23 protein-coding genes are annotated in these 22,494 nt (G+C 47.2%); 2 read left to right on the forward strand and 21 right to left on the reverse strand.

Features of this window, described 5'->3' with window-relative positions; all coding sequences use genetic code 11:
• Positions 1-106: 106 nt before the first annotated feature.
• The 3 genes from F905_RS08360 to F905_RS08370 form a co-directional block, all read right to left on the reverse strand.
• Entirely contained in the window at positions 107-301 is a 195-nt protein-coding gene (locus F905_RS08360; protein ID WP_005179595.1) for a hypothetical protein, read from the reverse strand.
• 76 nt (positions 302-377) lie between these two features.
• Positions 378-2,168: a mechanosensitive ion channel gene (locus F905_RS08365; protein ID WP_005179598.1), complete on the reverse strand. Its 1,791-nt coding sequence runs from the start codon at positions 2,166-2,168 to the stop codon at positions 378-380.
• 199 nt (positions 2,169-2,367) lie between these two features.
• Complete coding sequence (locus tag F905_RS08370; protein ID WP_005179600.1) at positions 2,368-2,700, reverse strand: flagellar basal body-associated FliL family protein; 333 nt, start codon at positions 2,698-2,700, stop codon at positions 2,368-2,370.
• Between the two features lie 442 nt (positions 2,701-3,142).
• Between F905_RS08370 and F905_RS08375 the strand changes: the two genes are divergently transcribed.
• The gene (locus tag F905_RS08375; RefSeq protein ID WP_034598216.1) at positions 3,143-3,565 is read left to right on the forward strand and encodes a hypothetical protein; all 423 of its coding nucleotides are present in this window, start codon (positions 3,143-3,145) and stop codon (positions 3,563-3,565) included.
• Between the two features lie 94 nt (positions 3,566-3,659).
• Here the strand turns inward: F905_RS08375 and F905_RS08380 are convergent, their stop codons facing one another.
• The 3 genes from F905_RS08380 to F905_RS08390 all read right to left on the reverse strand — a co-directional run bounded on the left by F905_RS08380 (position 3,660) and on the right by F905_RS08390 (position 5,154).
• Entirely contained in the window at positions 3,660-3,935 is a 276-nt protein-coding gene (locus F905_RS08380) for a hypothetical protein (protein WP_005179605.1), read from the reverse strand.
• A 3-nt stretch (positions 3,936-3,938) separates the two neighbouring features.
• Positions 3,939-4,322, reverse strand: a complete 384-nt coding sequence (locus F905_RS08385; protein ID WP_005179607.1) for a hypothetical protein — start codon at positions 4,320-4,322, stop codon at positions 3,939-3,941.
• A 70-nt stretch (positions 4,323-4,392) separates the two neighbouring features.
• On the reverse strand, positions 4,393-5,154 hold the full coding sequence (locus F905_RS08390; protein ID WP_034597870.1) for a ferredoxin--NADP reductase: 762 nt from the start codon (positions 5,152-5,154) through the stop codon (positions 4,393-4,395).
• An 85-nt stretch (positions 5,155-5,239) separates the two neighbouring features.
• Between F905_RS08390 and gigC the strand changes: the two genes are divergently transcribed.
• Entirely contained in the window at positions 5,240-6,121 is an 882-nt protein-coding gene (gigC, locus tag F905_RS08395; RefSeq protein WP_005179612.1) for a LysR family transcriptional regulator GigC, read from the forward strand.
• A gap of 93 nt (positions 6,122-6,214) precedes the next feature.
• On the opposite strand, the gene F905_RS08400 is transcribed toward gigC, so the two are convergent.
• From F905_RS08400 to ndhC, 15 genes are all read right to left on the reverse strand, one after another.
• A complete protein-coding gene (locus F905_RS08400) occupies positions 6,215-6,508 on the reverse strand; it encodes a cold-shock protein (protein ID WP_005179613.1) in 294 nt (97 codons plus the stop codon).
• An 80-nt stretch (positions 6,509-6,588) separates the two neighbouring features.
• A complete protein-coding gene (gene upp / locus F905_RS08405; protein ID WP_005179614.1) occupies positions 6,589-7,224 on the reverse strand; it encodes a uracil phosphoribosyltransferase in 636 nt (211 codons plus the stop codon).
• A gap of 122 nt (positions 7,225-7,346) precedes the next feature.
• Positions 7,347-8,840 carry an NADH-quinone oxidoreductase subunit NuoN gene (gene nuoN / locus F905_RS08410; protein WP_005179615.1) on the reverse strand — a complete coding sequence of 498 codons (1,494 nt, stop codon included), beginning with the start codon at positions 8,838-8,840 and terminating at the stop codon, positions 7,347-7,349.
• Positions 8,841-8,843: 3 nt separating this feature from the next.
• Entirely contained in the window at positions 8,844-10,457 is a 1,614-nt protein-coding gene (gene nuoM, locus F905_RS08415; RefSeq protein WP_005179620.1) for an NADH-quinone oxidoreductase subunit M, read from the reverse strand.
• Between the two features lies 1 nt (position 10,458).
• Positions 10,459-12,354, reverse strand: coding sequence for an NADH-quinone oxidoreductase subunit L (gene nuoL, locus F905_RS08420; RefSeq protein WP_005179621.1), 1,896 nt, complete (start codon positions 12,352-12,354; stop codon positions 10,459-10,461).
• Complete coding sequence (gene nuoK, locus F905_RS08425; RefSeq protein WP_005179622.1) at positions 12,351-12,659, reverse strand: NADH-quinone oxidoreductase subunit NuoK; 309 nt, start codon at positions 12,657-12,659, stop codon at positions 12,351-12,353. The genes nuoL and nuoK overlap by 4 nt, the downstream gene beginning before the upstream one ends.
• Positions 12,659-13,177: an NADH-quinone oxidoreductase subunit J gene (nuoJ, locus tag F905_RS08430; protein WP_171065113.1), complete on the reverse strand. Its 519-nt coding sequence runs from the start codon at positions 13,175-13,177 to the stop codon at positions 12,659-12,661. The genes nuoK and nuoJ overlap by 1 nt, the downstream gene beginning before the upstream one ends.
• A complete protein-coding gene (gene nuoI, locus F905_RS08435) occupies positions 13,177-13,719 on the reverse strand; it encodes an NADH-quinone oxidoreductase subunit NuoI (RefSeq protein ID WP_005179629.1) in 543 nt (180 codons plus the stop codon). The genes nuoJ and nuoI overlap by 1 nt, the downstream gene beginning before the upstream one ends.
• A 16-nt stretch (positions 13,720-13,735) precedes the next feature.
• The gene (nuoH, locus tag F905_RS08440) at positions 13,736-14,737 is read right to left on the reverse strand and encodes an NADH-quinone oxidoreductase subunit NuoH (RefSeq protein ID WP_005179637.1); all 1,002 of its coding nucleotides are present in this window, start codon (positions 14,735-14,737) and stop codon (positions 13,736-13,738) included.
• Positions 14,738-14,740: 3 nt separating this feature from the next.
• Entirely contained in the window at positions 14,741-17,419 is a 2,679-nt protein-coding gene (nuoG, locus tag F905_RS08445; RefSeq protein WP_005179641.1) for an NADH-quinone oxidoreductase subunit NuoG, read from the reverse strand.
• Positions 17,420-17,430: 11 nt separating this feature from the next.
• Positions 17,431-18,762 carry an NADH-quinone oxidoreductase subunit NuoF gene (gene nuoF / locus F905_RS08450; RefSeq protein ID WP_005179643.1) on the reverse strand — a complete coding sequence of 444 codons (1,332 nt, stop codon included), beginning with the start codon at positions 18,760-18,762 and terminating at the stop codon, positions 17,431-17,433.
• Complete coding sequence (gene nuoE / locus F905_RS08455) at positions 18,759-19,268, reverse strand: NADH-quinone oxidoreductase subunit NuoE (RefSeq protein WP_005179645.1); 510 nt, start codon at positions 19,266-19,268, stop codon at positions 18,759-18,761. Before nuoE ends, nuoF begins: the two co-directional genes overlap by 4 nt.
• Before the next feature lie 14 nt (positions 19,269-19,282).
• Entirely contained in the window at positions 19,283-21,070 is a 1,788-nt protein-coding gene (gene nuoC / locus F905_RS08460; protein WP_005179647.1) for an NADH-quinone oxidoreductase subunit C/D, read from the reverse strand.
• Positions 21,071-21,157: 87 nt separating this feature from the next.
• Complete coding sequence (locus F905_RS08465; protein ID WP_005179652.1) at positions 21,158-21,835, reverse strand: NuoB/complex I 20 kDa subunit family protein; 678 nt, start codon at positions 21,833-21,835, stop codon at positions 21,158-21,160.
• Positions 21,836-21,841: 6 nt separating this feature from the next.
• Positions 21,842-22,387 carry an NADH-quinone oxidoreductase subunit A gene (gene ndhC, locus F905_RS08470; protein ID WP_005179655.1) on the reverse strand — a complete coding sequence of 182 codons (546 nt, stop codon included), beginning with the start codon at positions 22,385-22,387 and terminating at the stop codon, positions 21,842-21,844.
• Between the last annotated feature and the right edge of the window lie 107 nt (positions 22,388-22,494).

Here is a 22,494-nt window from a genome sequence, read left to right on the forward strand (position 1 = left end):
GATTTTATTCCCTGAATATTTCATACAGATTAAATATAAGCATCTAAAATATATGAAATATTTATTCCTTTTTTATGAAGCTTTACTATAACAAAAAATTGTTCATTTATACAACATCATCGACTTTGGTCGCAGCTTGCCCGGTATCGCCCGAATCATCAGCGCTCTGGGCGGGTTGGTTTTGATTTTGGTTTTGAGTTTTGGCAAAAATAAATTTATAGGCGCTGGCCAAAAAGCCAAGGGTAATCCCTGCAATCACTACGGGTGCAAAAAGATTGGAAGGCGCTTTCTTTTTCGTCACTCTGCTTCTCCAGTTTTCAACAAAAAACGAGGTCGATCAACACTCAGTTTGATCGACCTTGTAGATAGATGACAGGTTATTTCGGATCATCTTTTCGTGGTTGATGTGCATCGACATCCGGTTCTTTTTCACCAGTTGAACCAAACGGATTATTGCTGGCCGGATGCGCCGGGTCTACCTTCAGCGTATCAGGTGTAACCTGATCTGCACCGGATGCTTCATCTTCCTGTGGTGCAGTGGTCAGCGTTGCCGGTGTGGTATTCGACAAATCCGTAGTCATGGGGGTATTTGTCCCTTGTGACGGGTCCTGTTTGTTCATTGGATTCACTCCTGGGGTCGTAAAGCCACTATTGGCCGCACTGTCCTGCTCCTGTTTCAACGGATTCGGCTGCTTGGCTTCGCGTTTGGCTTTATCAATCAGATCGGTTAAAACACGTTCTGCCGGTTGACGGCCACCCAGACCAAAGGCCAGAGCAAAGGCCACCGCAACTGCACCCAAGGTTAGACCGAAGGCCAGGTTCACAATAGAATCGGCAATGCCCATGGCACGTAAGCCCATTGCTACGACCAGACCCATAATCAGTACGCGTACCAGCGTCGCTAACCAGCGTGAACTGTTGTATTCACCACGCTCGACCACTTTGGCCACCACATTCGCCAGCCAGAAACCGACCACCAGAATGACCGCGCCCAGCAGAATATTGGCACCGAAGTAAATGAACATCGAAATCAGACCACTTACCTGCTCGAAACCAAGACGATTGGCCGCTTCAGACACGGCAAACAGCATGGTAAAGAACACGATCAGACAACCAACCATGGTCGATACTTTGGTGGTACCGAGGAAACGTTGTACGCCCAGTTTGGCCGGAATTTCATCGACACCCGTACCTGAAATAATTTCAACCACCAGATTGGCCACGAAACGTGACACCACATAGGCAATGATCAGGATTAAACCGGCGGCAATAATATGCGGAATTGCATACATGATTTCATGCAGCATGGCGGTTGCCGGCTGAGAAATCGCCTCAATACCCAAGGCTTCAAATGCAATGATTAATGCAGTAATGATGATCAGGGCAAAAATAAAAGAACCGACCAGCTTCGGCAAGTTAGAGTTCTTGAACAGGCCAATTTTTTGCGCCTGCTGTTGCAGATTCAGACTGCCAATTAAACCTTCGACAATACCACGGACAATTTTAGCCAGAATATAACCGACAAAAATAATCACGCCGGCAATAAAGATATTCGGCAGATAAGAAATGGCTTCAGTCACCATGTTTTGTACTGGATACAACAGGCCGTTTAAGCCCAGAATCGACAGCACAATTGGCAAGAACAGTAGCAGGATTAACCAGTACACAATATCACTGATATTGCGGCTAATCGGGCTAACCCCGACATCGGCACTGAGCTTTTCATCCAGCTGGGTACGATTCAGTACGCGCTGCAGGCCCATTTTGACCAGCGTTGCGACAATCCAGGCAATAAAACCGACCGCAATGGCTGCCAACAACTGGGGAATAAAGACCAGGAAGCTTTGAATCATATTGCTAAACGGCCCACTGACACTGGTCAGATTCAGCACATTCAGCGCCGCGATAATCGCGATAATCATGATGATCCAGAAGGCAACTCTGGACAGAATACTTTCTACATTGGGACGGTGCCCGGTGGCATGCGACAGCTTCTGGTTGATGCCCAGCTTTTCTAAGCCTTTTTTAATGGCTGCACCGACAATTAATGCAATAATCCAACCAATAATAAGTATGGCAATCGCCGATAAAATGGGATGAAACTGTTCCCAGTAGTACATGGCATCGAAGCCTGCACCTCTCGGGTTTCCATCAAAATAATCATTCATATGTCTTGCCCTCTTGTTATGACTTTCTACATTCGTTGTTCATGGCAAAAGATGCGCATCTTGATCATGGTAAAAATGAAAGGTTTAAGTACTTTGTGTTTTTAAGTACCGTGTTTTTATGAAGTACCAAGCGTGTAAAAATGCACGGCTATCGCAAAAAACCCTGAACTGATGGTCAGGGTTTATGCAATCTTCAGACTTATTGAGCAGTGGCCGTAGCGGTATCGCCATCAGTGGCAGTGGCTGAATCACCATCTACAGCGGTGCCAATATCGCCATCCACACCTGTGGTCGCCACACCTTCTTCAGCCATTGCAGGCGTACTGTTATTGGGTGTAGCCTGTTCTACATTGGCATTCGGATGCCCAGGTGGTGCCTCACTCGGTTTAGGATCACGATCCGCAAACATGTACACCACCAGTGCCAGCAGAAAAACACCCACAGCAATCAAGATAAAAACTGGCATACGTTTTTTCTTTTGTACTTCTTCTGCGCTTGTGACATGAGGTGGCTTGTTAAAATCATGGCTCATGTTTCCCTCACTTCTTTTCTATTCGCTTGTCGAATTTTTATACTAACAAGAAGCATTGTTGTGTTGTGTGACAAAGCATTGTGAGATGGTGAAAAATGTAATTACAAAAAATGAAGTTTTTTACTGCTTTCATTTTATTCAAAATTTTGACGTAAACTGGATTTAGCAGCTGACAGGACTTGTATACTTTTTAGTCGCAATAAGCAGATGAATAACTGATGCAAAATTAGAAGAATAAGCACATGAAAAGGAATATAGAATCGCCTAGATGAGAGAAAAAATTCAGCAGCCTGAGCATTCTCCAGTGCTGATCAGCCCCTCCTTGCTTGATACAGCAAAATGCCAGGTAACAATTTGCTTCAGCTCGCCCACCACAAGCGCTGCCTTAACGCATACAAATGCGCTATAATATGTCACTCTTTTTTTCATGCTCCAGAATTTTATGGCGTATCGTCAACAAAGTGTAACGCTTGATCTTGACACTGACGTCACACATCAATGTGCTTTGCACTACACGCGTGATCAGCATTTAATCGGGATTATTGAGTTCAGTAAACCGAGCTTTCTTCTGAAATGGGGCGATCTGGAATATTTCCGCCGTCGTACTGAAGAGTTTTCAGTGATGCCGTTTCCAGACTGCATTAATGCCATGGTGATTGATGTGCGTAATGTCGCGGCCTGGCTCGATAATGAAGTGCCGATTATTCCATGGCGCTTACTGGAAGAAGAATGTCCAGTGCGTCTGGTGGTCCCTGCAGACCGTGTCGAACACTATGCCGGCTTTTTTGAACCAACTTGGCTGACTACTGATACAGAAACAGCGATTCAGGAAATCCGTCATTTTATGGATATGTTTGTGCATTAAGTATATTCAAGCGGCACTGACACTTCATCAAAAAAACCTCATCTGAATCATACAGATGAGGTTTTTTAATAGAATATACGTTTCATTTAATCCGCTAGCGAATGGTAAAAATACACTGCTGCTTAAAACTGGATTTGGGTAGCCAGATCAGCTGTTTATAGCGCACCTGATCTATTCCCAGACTTTGCATTTTCTGGCGTGTATAGCGCCAGCCAATACAATCTTGATAGCGCGCATATTCAGGCGCTTGCCCTGCTGTAGTCGATGCCTGCTGGACCTGAATTTTCTGGAAAAACGCGGTTTCTCTGGCGCGCATCGGGCCAATATACTGCTGATAGGCCTGCTCCATGTCTGCATCATCAAACTGCATTGGTTACATGGCGCCGCCATGCCAGCCCAGCTGACTGCGCCAGTTCAGATATTTGATATTTCCGGCCGGAAACACATAATTGGCGCAGGAGGAAAAACAGTATTGCCCGACTTCTACATTCAGCTGATGCGCATAGACCAGATCACCCAAATCCATTCCCAGACCAATTTCACCCCCTTGACTGGTGATTTTCAGGGTCTGTACTTGCGGGAACTGCTTTAACAAAGCAGCTGCACGGGTATTGGCATCTTGGCTGAGCGGGCCAGCATAGATCAGCACATTTTCTTGTACCGTCACTTCTGTTTCCGTGCCTGTGATATTTGCCTGCAGCGTAGTTGCGGCCACCAGCGCGACGCTGGCCATAAGCATGGATTGAAACACTTGCATCACATCCTCACAGAACAATAAACCAGGCTGAGAACAGCAGACCATTGAAGTAAGCCTGTAGCACTCAAGCTTACCAGTAGTTTTCTACTGCAATATTGCCTTCTCCACGGCGATTCATGCTCAGGCCACGCGCTTTTAGGGCTTCTTTGGTATCTTCCACCATTTGCGGGTTACCACATAGCATCACATGACTGCTGTCCGGATTAAAAGACAGGCCCACGGCTTTTTCCAGCTCGCCATTGGCGATTAACACCGGCAGACGGTCATGCAAAGGTGCGTTCGGATCACGGGTAATAATTGGCACAAATTTAAAACCTGTATGTCCTTCGCCAAAAGTCGCTGCAATTTCTTCAATCCGCTCGACATAGGCCAGTTCCGCTGCAGTCCGGACACTATAGACCAGATGAATATGCTGGTATTTATTCCAGGTGTCAAAATCTTGCAGCATCGACAGGAATGGCGCCAGTCCGGTGCCGGTACCCAAAAGCCATAAGTCTTGTGGCAAAGGCAACTGATAGCGCGCCAAGGTTAAAAAGCCATACGGTACTTTTTCCAAATACAGCTCATCGCCAACCTGCAGATGTTGCAGATTGGAAGTAAAGGCCCCATCGGGTACGACAATTGAAAAGAATTCCAGGGTTTCATCAAAAGGTGAGGACACCACTGAATAGGCCCGCACCACCAGTTCATCGCCGACTTTAAGGCCAATACGCGCAAATTGCCCGGCAGTAAATTTAAAGTGGGCTGGACGCGTCATGGTAAAGCTGAACAAGGTATCGGTCCAGCGATGTACAGATAACACCGTTTCTAGGCTAAATTTTTCAATTGACATAATTTGTACGTGGCATGAAAGACTGCGCTCATGGTAGCATGGCAGCATAATTTATTAATATTTTTTAAATGTTAAGGCTATATTCATGCGCATGACTTTACGCCAATTGGCTGTTTTTGTAGCAGTCGCTCAAGAAGGCACAGTAACCAAGGCCAGTGATGCCGTCAAACTGACGCAAAGTGCGGCGAGTATGGCTTTAGCAGATCTGGAAGATGGTTTAGGCGCACCCCTGTTTGACCGTTTAGGTAAACGCCTGCAATTGAATGATCTGGGCCGTTTTTTACTCCCGCAGGCGCTTGAAATTCTAGGCCGCTGTGAAGCCTTTGAACAGGCCGCCAAAGGCGAGCTGCAAAGCATTGATTTGCGCCTGGGCGCGACCCTGACCATTTCCGATTATCTGATGCCAGATTTAATGGCCAACTTCCTACAAATTCAGCCACAGGCGCATTTACAGCTGCAGGTCGGCAATACCCGTCAAATGATTGAAGCAGTCAACCAGTTCCAGCTCGATTTAGCCCTGATTGAAGGTTCCTGTCATTTGCCGCAGCTGCAATGTATCCACTGGCGTGATGATGAACTGGCGGTCTGCTGTTCACCGAATCATCCGCTGGCGCAGCTAGACCGTGCCTTAACCGCAGAAGACTTTAAACAGGTGGAATGGATTTTACGTGAAGAAGGTTCAGGCACCCGTGAAGTATTTGATAACGCCATTTTAAAAGATGTGCCAGATGCCAAAATCCGTTTAACCCTGGGTCATAATGAAGCGATTCTGAAAATTGTGGCCGGCGGCTTAGGCATGTCCTGTATTTCAAAACTGGCCATTGAACCTTTACGCGAAAAAGGCCAGCTGGTGATTTTAGACACTCCATTCTGGCAACTGGCGCGGCCTTTATTTATGCTGGTGCATCGTCAAAAATACCAGGGCCCGGGTCTGAAAGCCTTTATGAAATTCTGTGACAGCAAATAAGGCTGCAATTTCAACTATAAAAAGCGCCAATAGGCGCTTTTTATGCTCTACGATACAAATCCTGTATCGAGGATGAAAATACGGTTTGATGGATTAACGTCGGAAATTGGACAGCAGGGAAGAAGTAATCGACTGGTTATGGGCGGCCACTTTGGATTTTTTGGCTTTGGCCGACTGGTCTTCAACCCGCTCAATTTTCACTGCTTTAAACTTGTTGCCGTTTTTGACCACATTAAATTTCACCCGGTCATTTCGCTTCGGTTCTATCCCATCGGCCGGGAAATCGGAAATATGAAAAAACACTTCGCCTTCCGGACAGGCAATAAAGCCGTAACCCTTGTCTGCGTTGTATTGCTTAACTTTACCCTGATATTGTTCGTTGCTCATCGACCTGTCCCCCATTTGCGCTTCAAGCTTAGTATATAAAAAAGAGGCTATAAAAGCCCCTTCTCTGTTCACTGGCAAAATCAGTCTTTTTGCACGGAACCGAAAATTTTGTCACCGGCATCACCCAGGCCCGGTACGATATAGCCATTTTCATTCAGGCCCTGATCAACAGAGGCAGTGAAAATTACCACATCCGGGTGCGCTTCCTCTACACGCTGAATGCCTTCTGGCGCAGCCACCAGCACCATCACGCGAATATCTTTACAGCCGCTGGCTTTTAACACATCAATCGCCGCCACTAAAGATGAACCGGTGGCCAGCATTGGATCAATGATCATGGCAATACGGTTTTGTACATCTGGCACCAGTTTTTTATAGTAGGTACGCGCTTCCAGCGTTTCTTCATCACGTTCTAAGCCCAGTACAGAAACTTTGGCACTTGGAATCAGGTTCAGGAAACCATCCAGCATGCCAATACCAGCACGTAAAATTGGTACCACCGTAATTTTTTTACCGGCAATACGGTCTACCGTGACCGCACCATTCCAGCCGTCAATTTCATGCTCGACCATTGGCAAATCTTTGGTCGCCTCATAGGTCAACAGCATGGTCACTTCTTGCGCCAGCTCGCGGAAGTTTTTAGTGCTGATATCTGCACGACGCAGTAAACCGAGTTTATGACGAATGAGCGGATGACGAATTTCATGGATAGCCACGGGAGAACACCTAAAAGGTTAAGATAAAATTCCGTCTATTATAATCATTTTTTGACCCTGATAAAAACAAAAAAGCCCTCAAATATTGAGGGCTTTTTGCTAGACAATTCTCTTTTTCAAGATTATTGCTGAGACAGCATGAAGTGAATTGGAGATAAAATCTCGGCTTCAAGCGCCATCTGGATAATTGGATCCGGATAAACACCAATCACCAATACCGCCAGTGCAGCCAGCAGAACCATGATCCCGCCAACACGTTGACCCCAGTGATCGACTGCATCCATTTTTGGTGTTTCTGGCGGAGTCATATACATCACCACCATCACACGTAAATAGTAATACAGACCAATACCCGAACCGACAATAATCATCGCTGCCAGGAACCAGTGCTGGGTTGTTACCGCAGCCATGACAATCAGGAACTTACCAATAAAGCCTGCAGTCAGTGGAATACCGGCCAGAGACAGCATCATCACGGTTAATACAGCAGTCAGCACTGGACGACGCCAGAACAGACCACGGTATTCAGCCAGACTTTCTGCTTCTGAAGTGTTGTTATATGGACTCGACATTAACGCTACGGCACCGAAAGCACCAATCGTGGTTAATACATAGGTAATTACATAAACAGTCACATTACCCAAGCTGGCATAAGTCAGACTGATCAGACCAATCAGCAGATAACCGAAGTGTGCGATTGAAGAGTATGCCAGGACACGCTTCAAGTTCACTTGGCGTACCGCCAGGAAGTTACCGACCACAATCGACAGTACGGCAATAATGGTCAGCAGTGTAATAACTGATTCTTGCAGGATGGCACCTGAAGTCAGCAAGTAACGTACGAACAAACCAATGGTCGCCACTTTGGCAGCCGTTGCCAGGAAGGTCGCGATTGGTGCTGGAGCACCCGCATACACATCTGGTGTCCATTTGTGGAATGGTGCCAAAGACAGTTTGAATGCAACCGCAAAGATAATTAAGGCAATACCTAAAATGACCAGTGGCTGGTGCAGGTTCTGCATAAGCGCCTGTACAGAGTCATAGAATGACAGTGAACCAGTGTAGGCATAAATATACGCCATACCCATCAGCAACATCGCAGATGCGGTTGCTGAAAGTACCAGGTATTTCACCCCTGCTTCTAAAGACTTCGAACGCTGATGTGTATAGGCCAACAAGCCATATACCGGAATCGACATCAATTCCAGGCTGATGAAGAATGAAGCATAGTGCGAGCTTGCCACCATGAGCATTGCGCCTGCAACTGAGGACAACATCAGAATGTACAGCTCTTCACGATTGTCTTTATAGCTTTCAATATAAGCATGTGACAAGGTACAGCAAGCCAGTGCAGCAACCAGGATCAGTAACTGATAAACCAGTGTGAACTGATCAATCATAAACATGCCCATGACATTCGCTGGTGCAAAAGCACCACCGAATAATGAGAGCAGAATATACGCTGCAGCAAGGTTTAAGCCCACTACAGATGCTGTCGCAATCAGGTTATGGTTACGCTTGATTGCGGTGAGAATCATCACGACGATCGCAGTTAAAGCCACGATCATCACAGGAGCTAATGGCATAAGCTCGGAAAATGACATTGTGAAGTTCATGACTTATTGGATCTCCACATTTTCGAGTTGAGTGCTTACCTGTTCGGTCACTTCAACTAGCTCTTGAACTGGAATGTAGCTGTTTGCTAACCACGCCATGCTTGAATTGGAAATATCAAGGAAGCTTTGTGGATACAGACCAAGCCATAACAGACCAACGGCACAAATTAACAGAATCACAATTTCACGCACATCCAGATCTTTTAACGGATTGCTGTAATGCTGTTTTTGCTCTTCGTTTGGTGTACCAAATAATGCTTTGTGAATCAGGATCAGACCATAAAGACCTGCAAACACCAGACTCACTGCAGCAATGATTGTAAATACAGGGAACTGGTTGAATGAACCCATCAGAATCAGGAATTCACCAATAAAGTTACCCAGACCCGGGATACCGACCAATGCTGCCACGAAGAACATCAGGAAGAAGGCCAGATACGGGAATTGACCACGAATACCACCCATCAGACGCATGTCACGGGTATGCACACGTTCATAGACCTGACCACACATAATGAACAATGCAGCAGATGACAAGCCATGTGCCAGCATCATGATCATTAAGCCTTGGTAAGTCAGGATATTACCTGCGTAAATCGCCAGTAACACAAAGCCCATGTGCGAAATAGAGGTATAAGCCAACAGGCGTTTCATATCGGTTTGCTGGAAGGCACACCAAGCGCCGTAGAAAATACCAATTAAACCGAAAATAATCGCGATGTCTGCAAACTGTGCAGAAGCCGCCGGGAAGAATGGAATCACAAAACGGAGTAAACCGTACGCTGCAGTCTTAATCAAGATACCTGCAAGGTCAACAGAACCTGCTGTTGGTGCCTGTGCGTGGGCATCTGGTAACCAGCCGTGTAACGGGAAAACTGGAAGTTTTACCGCAAAGCCGATGAACATACAGATCATGAAGGCATAAGCCACTGCTGGTAACTGTGCATCAAGCGTATTCGCCACCGCTAACAGATAGTGGTAGTTGAACGAGATGGTACCTGACAGCATGTAACCGTAAATCACCAGCCCCAGGATACCGATCAGCATGATCAGACCTGCAACCTGTGTATAGATGAAGAACTTGGTTGCTGCGTAAACACGCGATTTACCATCTGCCCCTTTATGCCCCCAAAGCGCAATCAGGAAGTAGATTGGAACCAGCATCATCTCCCAGAAGAAGAAGAACAGGAACAGGTCAATCGCCAGGAATACACCAATTACGCCACCTAAAGACCATAACAGGTTCAGGTGGAAGAAGCCCACGTTCTTCTGGATTTCACCCCAAGAACAGCCGACGGCCAAAATACCCAGCAGCGCTGTCAGGCCAACCATGAGTAATGATAAGCCATCTACCGCCAAGTGAATGTTAATGCCCAGGGTTTGAATCCAAGGCAACTGGAATTGGGCAGCCCAGCTTGGAACCTGTGCACCCAATTCATATTGATACGTACCTGATTGCCATAACGCCAGGGTCAGACCCAGCGTTACCAGCATACCCACCAGCGCAATATAGCGCGGCAGTTTGTCGTCGAGCTTGTCGACGATCCAACAAATAAAACCTGCAATGAACGGAACGAGGATCAGTGCGGGTAAAATGATATTGTTTGGAGCTTCCATCTTATTTCCCCACGACCTGAGTCACGACCACGACCAGCAGTAAAACAACAACACCGAGGGCCATACTAGAGGCGTATTCGCGCAATGAACCGGTTTGACGTGAACTGGTAAAGCTGTTGCCTGCTTTAACAATTGCAGGAAGCACCAGCCACAAGCCATCAATCGGATCGCGACCTAAAATTTTAGCGATAAGCAGGTAAGGCTTCACGAATACGATGTCATACAACGCATCGAAACCAAGTGCATTACGGCAGATATTGGCCAGACCTGAACCCAGAGAAGTCTGAGCAAAGCCTTTTACGGCATTGTAAGCAAACGCAAACAGCACCACGCCAACAGCAAGACCTGCCAAAGCAACCCCAATCGCGATGTATTCAGCACCATGTGCACCGGCTTCAAGCGCTTCAGGAATAATGAAGGCTGGAATTTGTGCAGCATCCAGAATGCTCATCACTGGTGCTTTCAGCACAATCGCCAGACCCGTTGAAAGCACTGCCAGAATTGCCAGTGGAGCCCAGTAAGTAATGCCTTTGATTTCATGATAAGGCGTGTTTTCTTTGCCGAAGAATACTACCCAGATTAAACGGAAAGTATAAATAGACGTTAAGAACGCACCTGCAACACCCACCCAATACAGTGTATTGAAGACTGGTACGCCAGCTAAATGGCTTTGTGTCCACACCGCGGCCAGAATCGCATCTTTAGAGAAGAAGCCGATGGTCAGGAATGGAATGGCTGCCAAGGCACCGCCACCAATCGCGAAACATGCAAACAGGAATTTGTTCTTGTAGAACAGACCACCCATCTTGAAGATGTTTTGTTCATGATGGTAAGCCAGAATCACCGCACCTGAAGACAAGAATAATAATGCCTTGAAGAATGCGTGAGTCAGCATGTGGAACAGACCCGCCTGGTACGCTTCAGCACCTACGGCCATAAACATATAACCGAGCTGACTCATGGTTGAGTAAGCCAGAATACGTTTGATGTCGGTTTGAACCAGCGCTGCAAAACCAGCCACCAGCAAGGTTACCGCACCGGTAATAGAAATGAAGATCATCACTTCTGGTGCAAGTTCAAATACGCTGAACATACGGCAGCATAGATAAACACCCGCAGTCACCATGGTTGCCGCGTGGATTAACGCAGATACTGGCGTCGGACCTGCCATCGCATCTGCCAACCAGGTTTGTAACGGGATTTGCGCAGATTTACCAGCAGCACCCAAGAACAACATTAAGGCAGTCCAGATGGTAATTGATGAGCTTTGGGTCATAACCGCAGCAGCATTCTCAACGATATACTGTGTATTCAGGGTACCGAACTGTTGGTACAGCAAGAACAGTGCAATCAGCAGGAATACGTCACCCACACGCGTTACGGTAAATGCTTTAATGGCAGCAAAACCGTTGGCCGGGTTCTGGTAGTAATAACCGATTAACAGGTAAGAACACAGACCTACACCTTCCCAACCCAGGAACAATAACGCTAGGTTATCGCCCAGTACCAGCAGTAACATGCTGGCCACGAACAGGTTGAAGTAAGAGAAGAAACGTGCAAAGTCTTCCTCACCACGCATATACCAAGATGCGAAGATATGAATCAGGAAACCAACACCGGTAATCATGCCCATCATCAGCAACGATAAGCCGTCAAGCTGCAAACTGATGCCTGGGGCAAAATCACCCACGCTAAACCACGTCCACAAATGCTGAACGTAAAGTTCTTTACCGTTATTGACAAAGTCAAGGCCGGCAATCAGGGCAAATAATGCCGATAGACCAACTGCCCCTACCCCGATAATCGCCGCAACTTTCTCAGGAAGATTGTGACGCCCTGCCGCTAATAAAATAAAACCGATTAGCGGGAACAAAATTGTTAAATATAAATAACTCATCCGCGCATCTCACTAGCAGCATCCACATCCAGGTGATGGAAGCGATGATAGAACTGAAGGACGATCGCAAGACCGATACACGCCTCTGCCGCAGCCAGCGTCAGAATCAAGATGAACATGATCTGGCCATCTGGTTGTACCCAGGCACTACCCGCCAGAACGAACGCAAGTGCTGCTGCGTTCATCATGATTTCAAGGCTCATTAAAATGAATAACAGGTTGCGTCGCACCATTACACCGTAAAAACCCAGTGCAAAAAGAATGGTTGCAACGATCAAACCATGTTCTAAAGGGATGTTGCCCATTATTGTTTTTCCTCTTCTGCACCTGGTTCACGTTTACCTAAGTGGAATGCTGCAACCAGGGCTGCTAGCAATAACATCGCGGCAACTTCAACCAATAATAAATAGTGAGTAAAGAGTGCTTGACCGACTTCTTTAGGACCAACAATTTCGGTTCCCATGACAGCTGGCGTGCTGGAGTAATCCGATGCAAGCATCCATACCAGAACCAGACCCATCAGGAAGCTCATTAATGCTGGATATGCCCATGCAGATGAGTTGAGCCATTTGCTCTCTTGTTCAACAGTTTGCTGACCCAAGTTCAACATCATCACCACGAACACGAATAACACCATGATCGCGCCGGCATACACAATAATTTCCAGGGCACCGGCAAACGGTGCACCCACAATCATGAACATCCCTGCAACTGCAAGTAATGACACGATCAAGCTCAGTAACGCATGTACTGGGTTCGTGTTGGTGACAACACGAACAGTAGAGATAATGGCCACGAGTGCCATCAAATAAAACGGCCACATCATGGTAATAGACTCCGTACATCAACAGGTGCACTTTCTTTTTGTGCTTGACCTTTGTCTTTACCTGTAACTGCCATACCGGTTACACGGTAGAAGTTATAGTCAGGATATTTACCCGGACCTGAAATCAGCAAATGTTCTTTTTCATAGACCAGGTCCTGACGAACATATTCACCCAATTCAAAGTCTGGTGTCAGCTGAATTGCGGTTGTCGGGCAGGCTTCTTCACACATACCGCAGAAGATACAGCGAGAGAAGTTGATACGGAAAAATTCCGGATACCAACGACCATCTTCCTGCTCTGCTTTTTGCAGTGAAATACAACCCACTGGACATGCAACGGCACACAGGTTACAGGCAACGCAGCGCTCTTCGCCATCTGGGTCACGTGTAAGCACGATACGACCACGGAAACGCGGTGGTACGATTTCTTCGGCTGGCACTTCCGGATATAAAATGGTGTCACGTTTGCGGGTTGCGTGGCTGAACACCATCCACAACGAGCGCACGATTGACCCAAATCCAGCTAGAAACTTATACATTTTGTTCTCCCTGCCCTTACCACAAGATAACCGCGCCAGTAACCAGCAGGTTCACCAACGCTAATGGCAAGCAAATTTTCCAGCCAAAGTTCATTACCTGGTCATAACGTGGACGCATTAAAGAACCACGTGCCAGAACGAACATCATTACAAAGAATGCTGTTTTGATAATGAACCAGAATGCTGGAGGTAAGAAATCAAGTCCGAATGGCGCTAACCAGCCACCGAAGAATAACGTCACGATCAGCGCAGAGATCAGCACCACGTTGACGTATTCCGCAACGAAGAACATCCCCCATTTCATACCGCCGTATTCGACGTGATAACCTTCTGCCAATTCCTGTTCTGCTTCTGGTTGGTCAAACGGGTGACGGTGCGTTACCGCAACACCTGCAACCACGAAAATCAAGAAGCCCAAGAACTGAGGAATTACAAACCAGACGTCTTGCTGTGCTTCTACAATTTCACGCATGTTGAATGAGCCGGCAATTGCCACCACACCCATCAGGGAAATACCCAGGAACACTTCATAAGAAATGGTTTGCGCTGCAGAACGTAGACCACCCAGCAATGCATATTTGTTATTTGATGACCAGCCACCAAACAGAACCGCATAGACTGCAATACCCGCCATTGCCATAAAGAACAGCAGGCCGATGCTCATGTCTGCCACACCTAAATACGGTGATACAGGAATAACCATGAACGACAGTACCGCAGTTGCCATTGCAACTGCAGGTGCCATACGGAAAGTCAGCTTGTCAGCGAATTTTGGTGTCCAGTCTTCTTTGAACATGATTTTCAGCATGTCGGCGACAATCTGGAACATACCGCCCGGACCTACACGGTTCGGACCATAACGGTCTTGCCATAAACCGAGCAGACGACGCTCGATAAATGACATTAATGCTGCAACCAGTACCACAACCAGCAAGATCACAATCGCTTGAATGACTGAATAGGCAATTGGCCAGTTCTCAGCCCAAAGCGGTGTTTGACGCATTAATTCTTGTTCCATGAATTATACTCCTACCGCGACTGACACAGGCTCAGCAAGAGATACCGTCGGTGCTAGACCAATTGGGTAACCAATATAACCTGTAGGTAAATATTCAATCACTTGAACTGGAAGAACAATTGAAGTCTCGCCTGCTTTCACAGTGATCTTCTGACCATCTTTCAGGTTCAAACGGCTTGCATCCTGTTCACCCACGGCAAACATGGCTTCAGGAATACGTGATTCCATCGCTGGTGTTTTAATGGTGAATTCACCTGACGCAAAAATATGATGCATTGGCACCAAACGGAAGCTGTCCGGATTGGCCAATACAGGGCTTGGTGCTACGAAGCTACGTGCTGGACGTTTTGGTAAACGGTCGAATAAACGTACGCCTGAATCACCACCTTTTAAGTGACCGCCCACGTTGTCCTGGAATTTGTTCCAGGCCTGTGGCGAGTTCCAGCCTGCAGACCACGCAAATGGCACCAGTGCAGATGGCGTCTGATTACCGACATAACCTTCCATCGAGAAAGTTAATGCAGAATCGACATCGGTCGGCTGTTTTGGTTCGTGAATCGAAAGCGGTGCACGAATGGCAGTACGGCCTGAGTAACGACGTGGTTCACGTGCCACTTTCAGACCATGGACACGGAAGCCCGCATCTGGTGCAACGTCTAAAATACCTTCTAATGCCGGTACGTTTTTCGCTACAGACTCGATCACATCATCCAGCAAGGTCCATGAAATCGCTTTACCTTTCATGCCAGTTTCAAGGGCATGTAACCAGCGCCAAGATTCTTTAATCGCCAGTTCCGGCTTGTAGTAGCTTGGATCATACACTTGATAGAAACGCTGTGCACGGCCTTCTTGCGATACCACAGTACCGTCACCTTCAGCGAAGCTTGCTGCTGAAAGTACGATGTCTGCTTTCGCCACAGTCGCAGTTTCAGAGTGATCCAGCACAATAATATCTTTGCCTGCAAGTGCAGCATCGACCTGAGCCGCTGGTAAACGACGGTAAAGGTCATTTTCCACCACAATCACGGTGTCATAGTCTTGTGCAAAGGCTTGCTCCAAGCTCTGACCACCAAAGATCGCCAAGCCCATTGAGTTCACTTCAGGAACAGTCAATGTTAAGCCTGCATTACCCAGATTCTGCGCCACTTGTGCAGCAGCTTCCATGATGGCAGCGTCTTGTAAGCTTGTACCAGAGATGATTAAAGGCTTCTTCGCCGCTTTTAAGGTATCTGCGATGGTTTGCGCAAATGCTTTGGCATCGTCATCTAAACCGGTAATCACTTCGCCTTTTACGCCAGCTGCAATAGCAAAGCCTAAACGCGCGATGTCATTTGGAGATGCAACCACTTCACCAGTTGCCACGTCAGCAAGACGGGTTTGAGTTGCAGCCAGAATGTAAATCGGAGATTTTGCATCTTGCGCAATACGTTGTACCGGTTCAGCCAGCCATTCTTGAGTACGACGCTCTGCCGCCATTTCTTTGGCTTTGTTTTTCGCTGCTTGACGAACAGATAAAGCCATACGTGGTGCAGTTTGTGTCAGATCTTCACCCAGAATTAACACGGCGTCATAGCTTTCAATTTCACGCATGCCCGGGTTGTAAACACCTTCGGTTTGCATGATTGATGCCGCCAGTTCTACTAGGCTTTGCTCTTTTTGCGACATACCGGTTGAGTAGTTGTCCTGACCAACCAGTTCGCGCAGTGCAAAGTTCGATTCAAGCGAGGCACGTGGTGAGCCAATACCCAGCACTTTTTTGCCTTGAAGATTCTCAATCACGGTGTCTAATGCCTGATCGACAGACACAGTCGTGACATTTTGACCATCACGGAATTGTGGCTGACGCGGACGATCTTCACGGTTCACATAACCGGTACCGAAACGGCCTTTGTCACACAGGAAGTACTGGTTCACTTCACCGTTGAAACGGTTTTCTACACGACGCAGTTCACCATAACGCTCACCTGGAGAAATGTTACAGCCTGAAGAACAGCCTTGGCATACGCTAGGCGCATACTGCATGTCCCACTTACGGTTGTAGCGCGCAGAGTGAGTTTTGTCGGTGAATACACCTGTTGGGCAGACTTCAGTCAGGTTACCCGAGAATTCAGATTCTAAAGTCCCTGATTCTGGACGACCGAAGTACACACGTGATGCGTTGGCATACACGCCAAAGTCGGTACCGCCAGCATAGTCTTTGTAGTAACGCACACAACGGTAACAGGCGATACAGCGGTTCATCTCGTGCGCAATAAACGAACCCAGTTCCTGGTTGTAATGCGTACGCTTGGTGAAACGGTAACGACGACGGTCGTGTTGCGTCATTACAGTCATATCCTGTAAATGACAGTGACCACCTTCTTCACAGACCGGACAGTCGTGCGGGTGGTTGGTCATCAAGAATTCAACAACAGAAGCTCGGAAATCTTTTGCTTCTTTGTCTTCAATCGAGATGTAGGTATTGTCAGCAGCAGGCGTCATACATGACATGACCAGACGACCACGCGTATCTTCAGGATTCGCGTATTGCGTCACAGCACATTGACGGCAAGAACCGACAGAACCTAAGGATGGATGCCAACAAAAATATGGGATGTCGATGCCAAGGCTTAAACAAGCTTGCAGCAAGTTTTCTGAGCCGTTGACTTCATACGATTTTCCATCGACATGAATTGTAGCCATAGTCGAATTCCTTAAGCTTGTTCTACGTTGCTGGTCTGAGCTGCGGCATTCACCACTTTCGCTTCAAACTCGCCACGGAAATATTTGAGTGCGCCCATTAACGGTTCCATCGCACCTGGTGCGTGTGCACAGAAAGTTTTACCAATCCAAAGCTTACGGGTCAGTTCCTGTAAGTGATCGATGTCTTCTTTCGTACCCGTACCATCTTCGAGTGCTTTCAGTGCTTTCACCGCCCACGGTAAACCATCACGGCAAGGTGTACACCAGCCACATGATTCACGCGCAAAGAATTCTTCTAAGTTACGGGTTGCTGAAACCATACATTGGGTTTCATCGACTACCATCAGCAGACAGGTACCTAAACGTGAACCCGCTTTCATGATACTTTCTGCATCCATTGGCAGGTCAATGTGCTCAGCAGCCAGGAAGTCTGTTGATGCACCACCCGGTAACCATGCTTTCAGCTTCAGGCCGTCACGCATACCACCGGCATGTTCTTCAATCACTTCACGTGCAGTGGTACCAAAAGGCAGCTCCCAAAGACCCGGGAATTTCACCTTACCTGATGCACCGTAAATTTTCGTACCTGGATCTTTAGATTTACCCGCAGACAGGTTGATGTACCACTCAGGACCACGTAACAAAATGGCTGGCAAGTTGTTGTAGGTTTCTACGTTGTTGACAATCGTAGGACGACCCCACGCCCCTGCAACTTGCGGGAATGGCGGTTTGGTACGCGGATTGGCACGGCGACCTTCCAGCGAGTTAATCAGTGCGGTTTCTTCACCACAGATATAACGGCCCGCGCCGGTGTGTACATACAGCTCGAAGTTCCAGCCAGAACCCAGGATGTTGTCGCCCAGGTAACCTTTGGCACGAATCTGCTCAATTGCTTCATTTAAGTATTGTGCAGCTTCGATGTACTCACCACGGATAAAGATATAGCCGTGAGTCGCTTCCAGTGTATAAGCCGCAATTAGCATGCCTTCAATCAATTGATGTGGAAGTTTTTCCATCAACAAGCGGTCTTTGAAGGTACCCGGTTCCATTTCGTCGGCATTACAGATCAGGTAACGTGGACCTGAATTGTCGTTTGGCGCCATCAGCGACCATTTGATGCCCGCCGGGAAGCCTGCACCACCACGACCTTTAACGGTTGCAGCTTTCACCACATCCAGCACTTCAGCCGGTGTCATGCTAATGGCTTTTTTGAAGCCGGCATAACCATCAAGCGCTTCGTAATCATCTGCATTACGAACATGCTCTTGTTTACTCAAACGCCAAGTTAATGGATGAGTTTCTGGGTTACCGTCGCCATAAATTGGTTTTGGTTCGGTATTCATACATACTTCTCCAATAACTGTTTAATTGATGTCACTTCAACCAGACCGTGAGTATCTTCATCAATCATTAACGTTGGACCTTTGTCACAGTTGCCCAGACAGCAGATTGGCAGCAAAGTGAAACGACCATCTGCAGTCGTTTGACCAAACTGAATGCCAAGCTCGCGCTGGAACGCTTCTGCCAAAGTTTCCGCCCCCATCAAGAAGCACGCGATAGAGTCACACAGAAGAATAACGTGACGACCTACCGGTTGACGGTAAATACGGTTATAGAACGTTGCTACCCCTTCTAAATCAGCAACACTGATTGAAAGCAGTTGAGCAATCGCATTGAGCTGTGCGTCATCAATCCAGCCATTACGGCGTTGTACACACTTTAGCGCATCCAGAGATGCCGCACGTGGGTACGGATAGTGACCAATGTGATGTTCGATTTCGTGGATTTCATCTGCAGTTAAAATCCCTTCAACATTCACACGTGGCTTTTTATCAGTCAAAATCATCATAATGCGTTTACCCCTTAGCGATCCACGTCAGCCATTACGACATCAATTGTCGCTAAATAAATGATCAAGTCAGAGACCAGACTGCCGTTAATCACCGAAGGAATTTGCTGTAAGTGCGTGAAGGTTGGTGTACGGATACGGGTACGATAACTCATGGTTGACTTGTCTGAAGTCAAGTAGTAGTTCGACGCCCCTTTCACCACTTCTGCCATTACAGATGCTTCACCTGCCGGCATGACAGGACCCCAAGACACGCTCAAGAAGTGCGTAATCAGGGTTTCAATATCTTGTAATGTCTTGTCTTTTGGTGGTGGAACAGCCAGAGGATGATCCGCTTTATATGGACCAGATGGCATGTTATCCAAGCACTGCTTGATGATTTTTAAAGACTGTTCGATTTCGCGGTAGTGAACGATGACACGCGCATAGGCATCACCTTCGTACTCCACCGGCACTTCGAAGTCATAGTTTTCATAGCCGCTGTATGGACGGTATTTACGTACGTCAAAGTCGATACCTGTTGCACGTAAACCGGTACCTGTCACACCCCAAGCCAATGCAGATTTTGCATCGTACTGCGCTACATTGCGGGTACGGCCTTCAAACACCGAGTTTTTCAGCGCTGCAGTATGGTATTCCTTCAGACGTTTTGGCATCCACTCCAGAATCTCGCGGATCAGGTGCTGCCAGTTGTTTGGAAGATCATGCGCGGTACCGCCAATACGGAACCAGGCTGGGTGCATACGGTAACCGGTGATCGCTTCAATCGCGTCATAAATCTTCTGACGGTCGGCGAACATATAGAATACTGGGGTCATACCGCCGGCATCCTGAATTGCTGTACCGATATAAAGCAAGTGGTTATTGATACGGAACAGTTCCGACATCATCACACGGATACATTGTGCACGCTCTGGCACCTGAATACCGGCCAGCTGCTCCACACCCATCACATACGGCATGTTTTGCGCACAACCACCGAGGTAGTCGACACGGTCGGTATACGGAATAAATGAGTGCCAGGTTTGACGCTCAGCCATTTTCTCTACACCACGGTGGTGATAGCCGATGTCGGGTACACAGTCTTTTACTTCTTCACCATCCAGCTGCAAGATGACACGGAACGCACCGTGCGCAGATGGGTGGTTAGGACCTAAGTTCAGGAACATGAAGTCTTCGTCTTCGTTACCACGGGTCAGACCCCAGTCTTCCGGTACAAAACGTAAGTGTTCCTGTTCAAAATCCTGCTTGGCCTGGTTCTGCATATACGGGGTATATTCAGTGGCACGTGCAGAATATTCCTTGCGCAGCGGGTGACCTTCCCAATAGGTTGGCAGCAAGATACGACGGAGCATTGGATGCCCTTCGAAGTTAATGCCGAACATATCGTAAGCTTCACGCTCGTACCAGTTGGCATTTGGCCAGATATTGGTCGCAGTCGGAATATTCAGATCGTTCTCATTTAGCGCAACTTTGACACGGATATCGCTGTTACGTTCTAACGACAACAGGTGATAGAACACGGTAAAGTCAGATGCAGGCAATCCGTCGCGGTGCGTACGTAAACGCTCATCTACCGCAGACAGGTCAAACAGCATCACGTATGGACGTGACACTGTACGCAAGAACATCAAGACTTCTTGTACGCGTGCGCGCTCAACCCAGACCGTTGGAAAATCTTCAAAAGTCGTTTGCACATAGAAGTTCTCACCAAATTTGGTTTTGAGCTCTTCTACAATTGCAAATGCTGGGCGGGAATCAACTGCTGTTGATTCTGGCATAGCAATGTCAGTTTCAGCCATTGGCTTGGCTTCCTATTTAATACAAATTCAGTCAACCTAAACGACAACTACACCCATAACGGGTGCACCACGATTTTGTCGCTTAAATTATTTAATTTCATCCATAGAGCGCAGGTTTTTCACCGCAATACGTTGTGCTTGCTTACGGTCACGTTCTGGCATCATCTTTGGCTTATACACTGGCTTAAGATCATCACCAATCACCGCAGACAGCGGACGGCGCTCTAATTGAATTTGGTCTTGCAACAACATTAATGCCTGAATTAAGGCTTCAGGACGTGGTGGGCAACCTGGGATATACACATCGACAGGAATGATTTTATCCACACCTTGTACAACCGAATAAATATCGTACATACCGCCTGAGTTTGCACATGCACCCATTGAGATGACCCATTTTGGCTCAAGCATTTGCTCGTACAAACGCTGGATTACTGGGGCCATTTTCACGAAACAGGTACCGGCGACAATCATGAGGTCGGCCTGACGAGGTGAAGCACGAATAACCTCGGCACCAAAACGTGACAAGTCATGCACGCCGGTTAAAGTCGTTGCATACTCTACGTAGCAGCAAGATGTACCAAAGTTAAACGGCCAAACTGAGTTCTTACGCCCCCAGTTTACTGCTGTATGTGCCAAGTCTTCTAAACGAGTCATGAACACATTTTTATTCACTTCTTCTTCAAGCGGATCGGTAACGATCTGGCGCTCCTGAAGTGGATATTGATCAGCATCCGGATTCGCACGGGTTAAGGTATATTTCATCCCGAGTTACTCCTTATCAGATGATATAGCCTGTGATTTTTTCACATGACCAGCAGATTGAGCAGGAATTTGACCAGTAGGGTCGATTACCAGCTCTTCAATTGAGTTAAAGCGGGTAATTTCTGCAAGATCCATATTTGGTGAACCGATTTTAGGTTTAATCCCTGCAGCTTTACGTTTGTCAGATGGAGCCCAGTTCAGTGCACCGGTTGACAGTTCGTAAATCAAACCAACGAGTAAAACTAAAATAAATACAGCAGCAGTTGCAAAACCAACCCAGCCTACTTCACGAACAGAAGCTGCCCATGCGTAGAGATAGAGGGCTTCTAAGTCGAACACAACGAAGAAAATCGCAACTAAATAGAACTTGGCAGACAAGCGAATGCGTGCACCACCTGCACTCACAACACCTGACTCAAACTGCTCCTGCTTAGCACGGCCCCATGATTTACCCCCTAGGAGTAACGGGACAGTGAGCATAAAGACGCATAAAAATGTAACGCCGATCACGAAGGCAATAATTGCCCATTCGTATGGAGTAATGGCACTCATGCGGGGATAACTCCTGGCAGGCCTATTTATTAACAAAGAATGTATGTATTGGCCTTCAAATACACCAAACACAAAATTAATCCCGCCAATTGTACCTGATTTATGAT

Source organism: Acinetobacter sp. CIP 53.82, assembly GCF_000369465.1.
In the GTDB taxonomy this organism is placed as follows: Bacteria; Pseudomonadota; Gammaproteobacteria; order Pseudomonadales; family Moraxellaceae; genus Acinetobacter; species Acinetobacter indicus.

Coding starts and splice junctions, on each gene's coding strand:
- F905_RS08365 (WP_005179598.1), bottom strand. CDS start 2,168: ATGAATGATTATTTTGATGGAAACCCGAGAGGTGCAGGCTTCGATGCC.
- F905_RS08370 (WP_005179600.1), bottom strand. CDS start 2,700: ATGAGCCATGATTTTAACAAGCCACCTCATGTCACAAGCGCAGAAGAA.
- F905_RS08375 (WP_034598216.1), top strand. CDS start 3,143: ATGGCGTATCGTCAACAAAGTGTAACGCTTGATCTTGACACTGACGTC.
- F905_RS08380 (WP_005179605.1), bottom strand. CDS start 3,935: ATGCAGTTTGATGATGCAGACATGGAGCAGGCCTATCAGCAGTATATT.
- F905_RS08385 (WP_005179607.1), bottom strand. CDS start 4,322: ATGCAAGTGTTTCAATCCATGCTTATGGCCAGCGTCGCGCTGGTGGCC.
- F905_RS08390 (WP_034597870.1), bottom strand. CDS start 5,154: ATGTCAATTGAAAAATTTAGCCTAGAAACGGTGTTATCTGTACATCGC.
- gigC (WP_005179612.1), top strand. CDS start 5,240: ATGCGCATGACTTTACGCCAATTGGCTGTTTTTGTAGCAGTCGCTCAA.
- F905_RS08400 (WP_005179613.1), bottom strand. CDS start 6,508: ATGAGCAACGAACAATATCAGGGTAAAGTTAAGCAATACAACGCAGAC.
- nuoN (WP_005179615.1), bottom strand. CDS start 8,840: ATGAACTTCACAATGTCATTTTCCGAGCTTATGCCATTAGCTCCTGTG.
- nuoM (WP_005179620.1), bottom strand. CDS start 10,457: ATGGAAGCTCCAAACAATATCATTTTACCCGCACTGATCCTCGTTCCG.
- nuoL (WP_005179621.1), bottom strand. CDS start 12,354: ATGAGTTATTTATATTTAACAATTTTGTTCCCGCTAATCGGTTTTATT.
- nuoK (WP_005179622.1), bottom strand. CDS start 12,659: ATGGGCAACATCCCTTTAGAACATGGTTTGATCGTTGCAACCATTCTT.
- nuoJ (WP_171065113.1), bottom strand. CDS start 13,177: ATGTGGCCGTTTTATTTGATGGCACTCGTGGCCATTATCTCTACTGTT.
- nuoI (WP_005179629.1), bottom strand. CDS start 13,719: ATGTATAAGTTTCTAGCTGGATTTGGGTCAATCGTGCGCTCGTTGTGG.
- nuoH (WP_005179637.1), bottom strand. CDS start 14,737: ATGGAACAAGAATTAATGCGTCAAACACCGCTTTGGGCTGAGAACTGG.
- nuoG (WP_005179641.1), bottom strand. CDS start 17,419: ATGGCTACAATTCATGTCGATGGAAAATCGTATGAAGTCAACGGCTCA.
- nuoF (WP_005179643.1), bottom strand. CDS start 18,762: ATGAATACCGAACCAAAACCAATTTATGGCGACGGTAACCCAGAAACT.
- nuoE (WP_005179645.1), bottom strand. CDS start 19,268: ATGATGATTTTGACTGATAAAAAGCCACGTGTGAATGTTGAAGGGATT.
- nuoC (WP_005179647.1), bottom strand. CDS start 21,070: ATGGCTGAAACTGACATTGCTATGCCAGAATCAACAGCAGTTGATTCC.
- F905_RS08465 (WP_005179652.1), bottom strand. CDS start 21,835: ATGAAATATACCTTAACCCGTGCGAATCCGGATGCTGATCAATATCCA.
- ndhC (WP_005179655.1), bottom strand. CDS start 22,387: ATGAGTGCCATTACTCCATACGAATGGGCAATTATTGCCTTCGTGATC.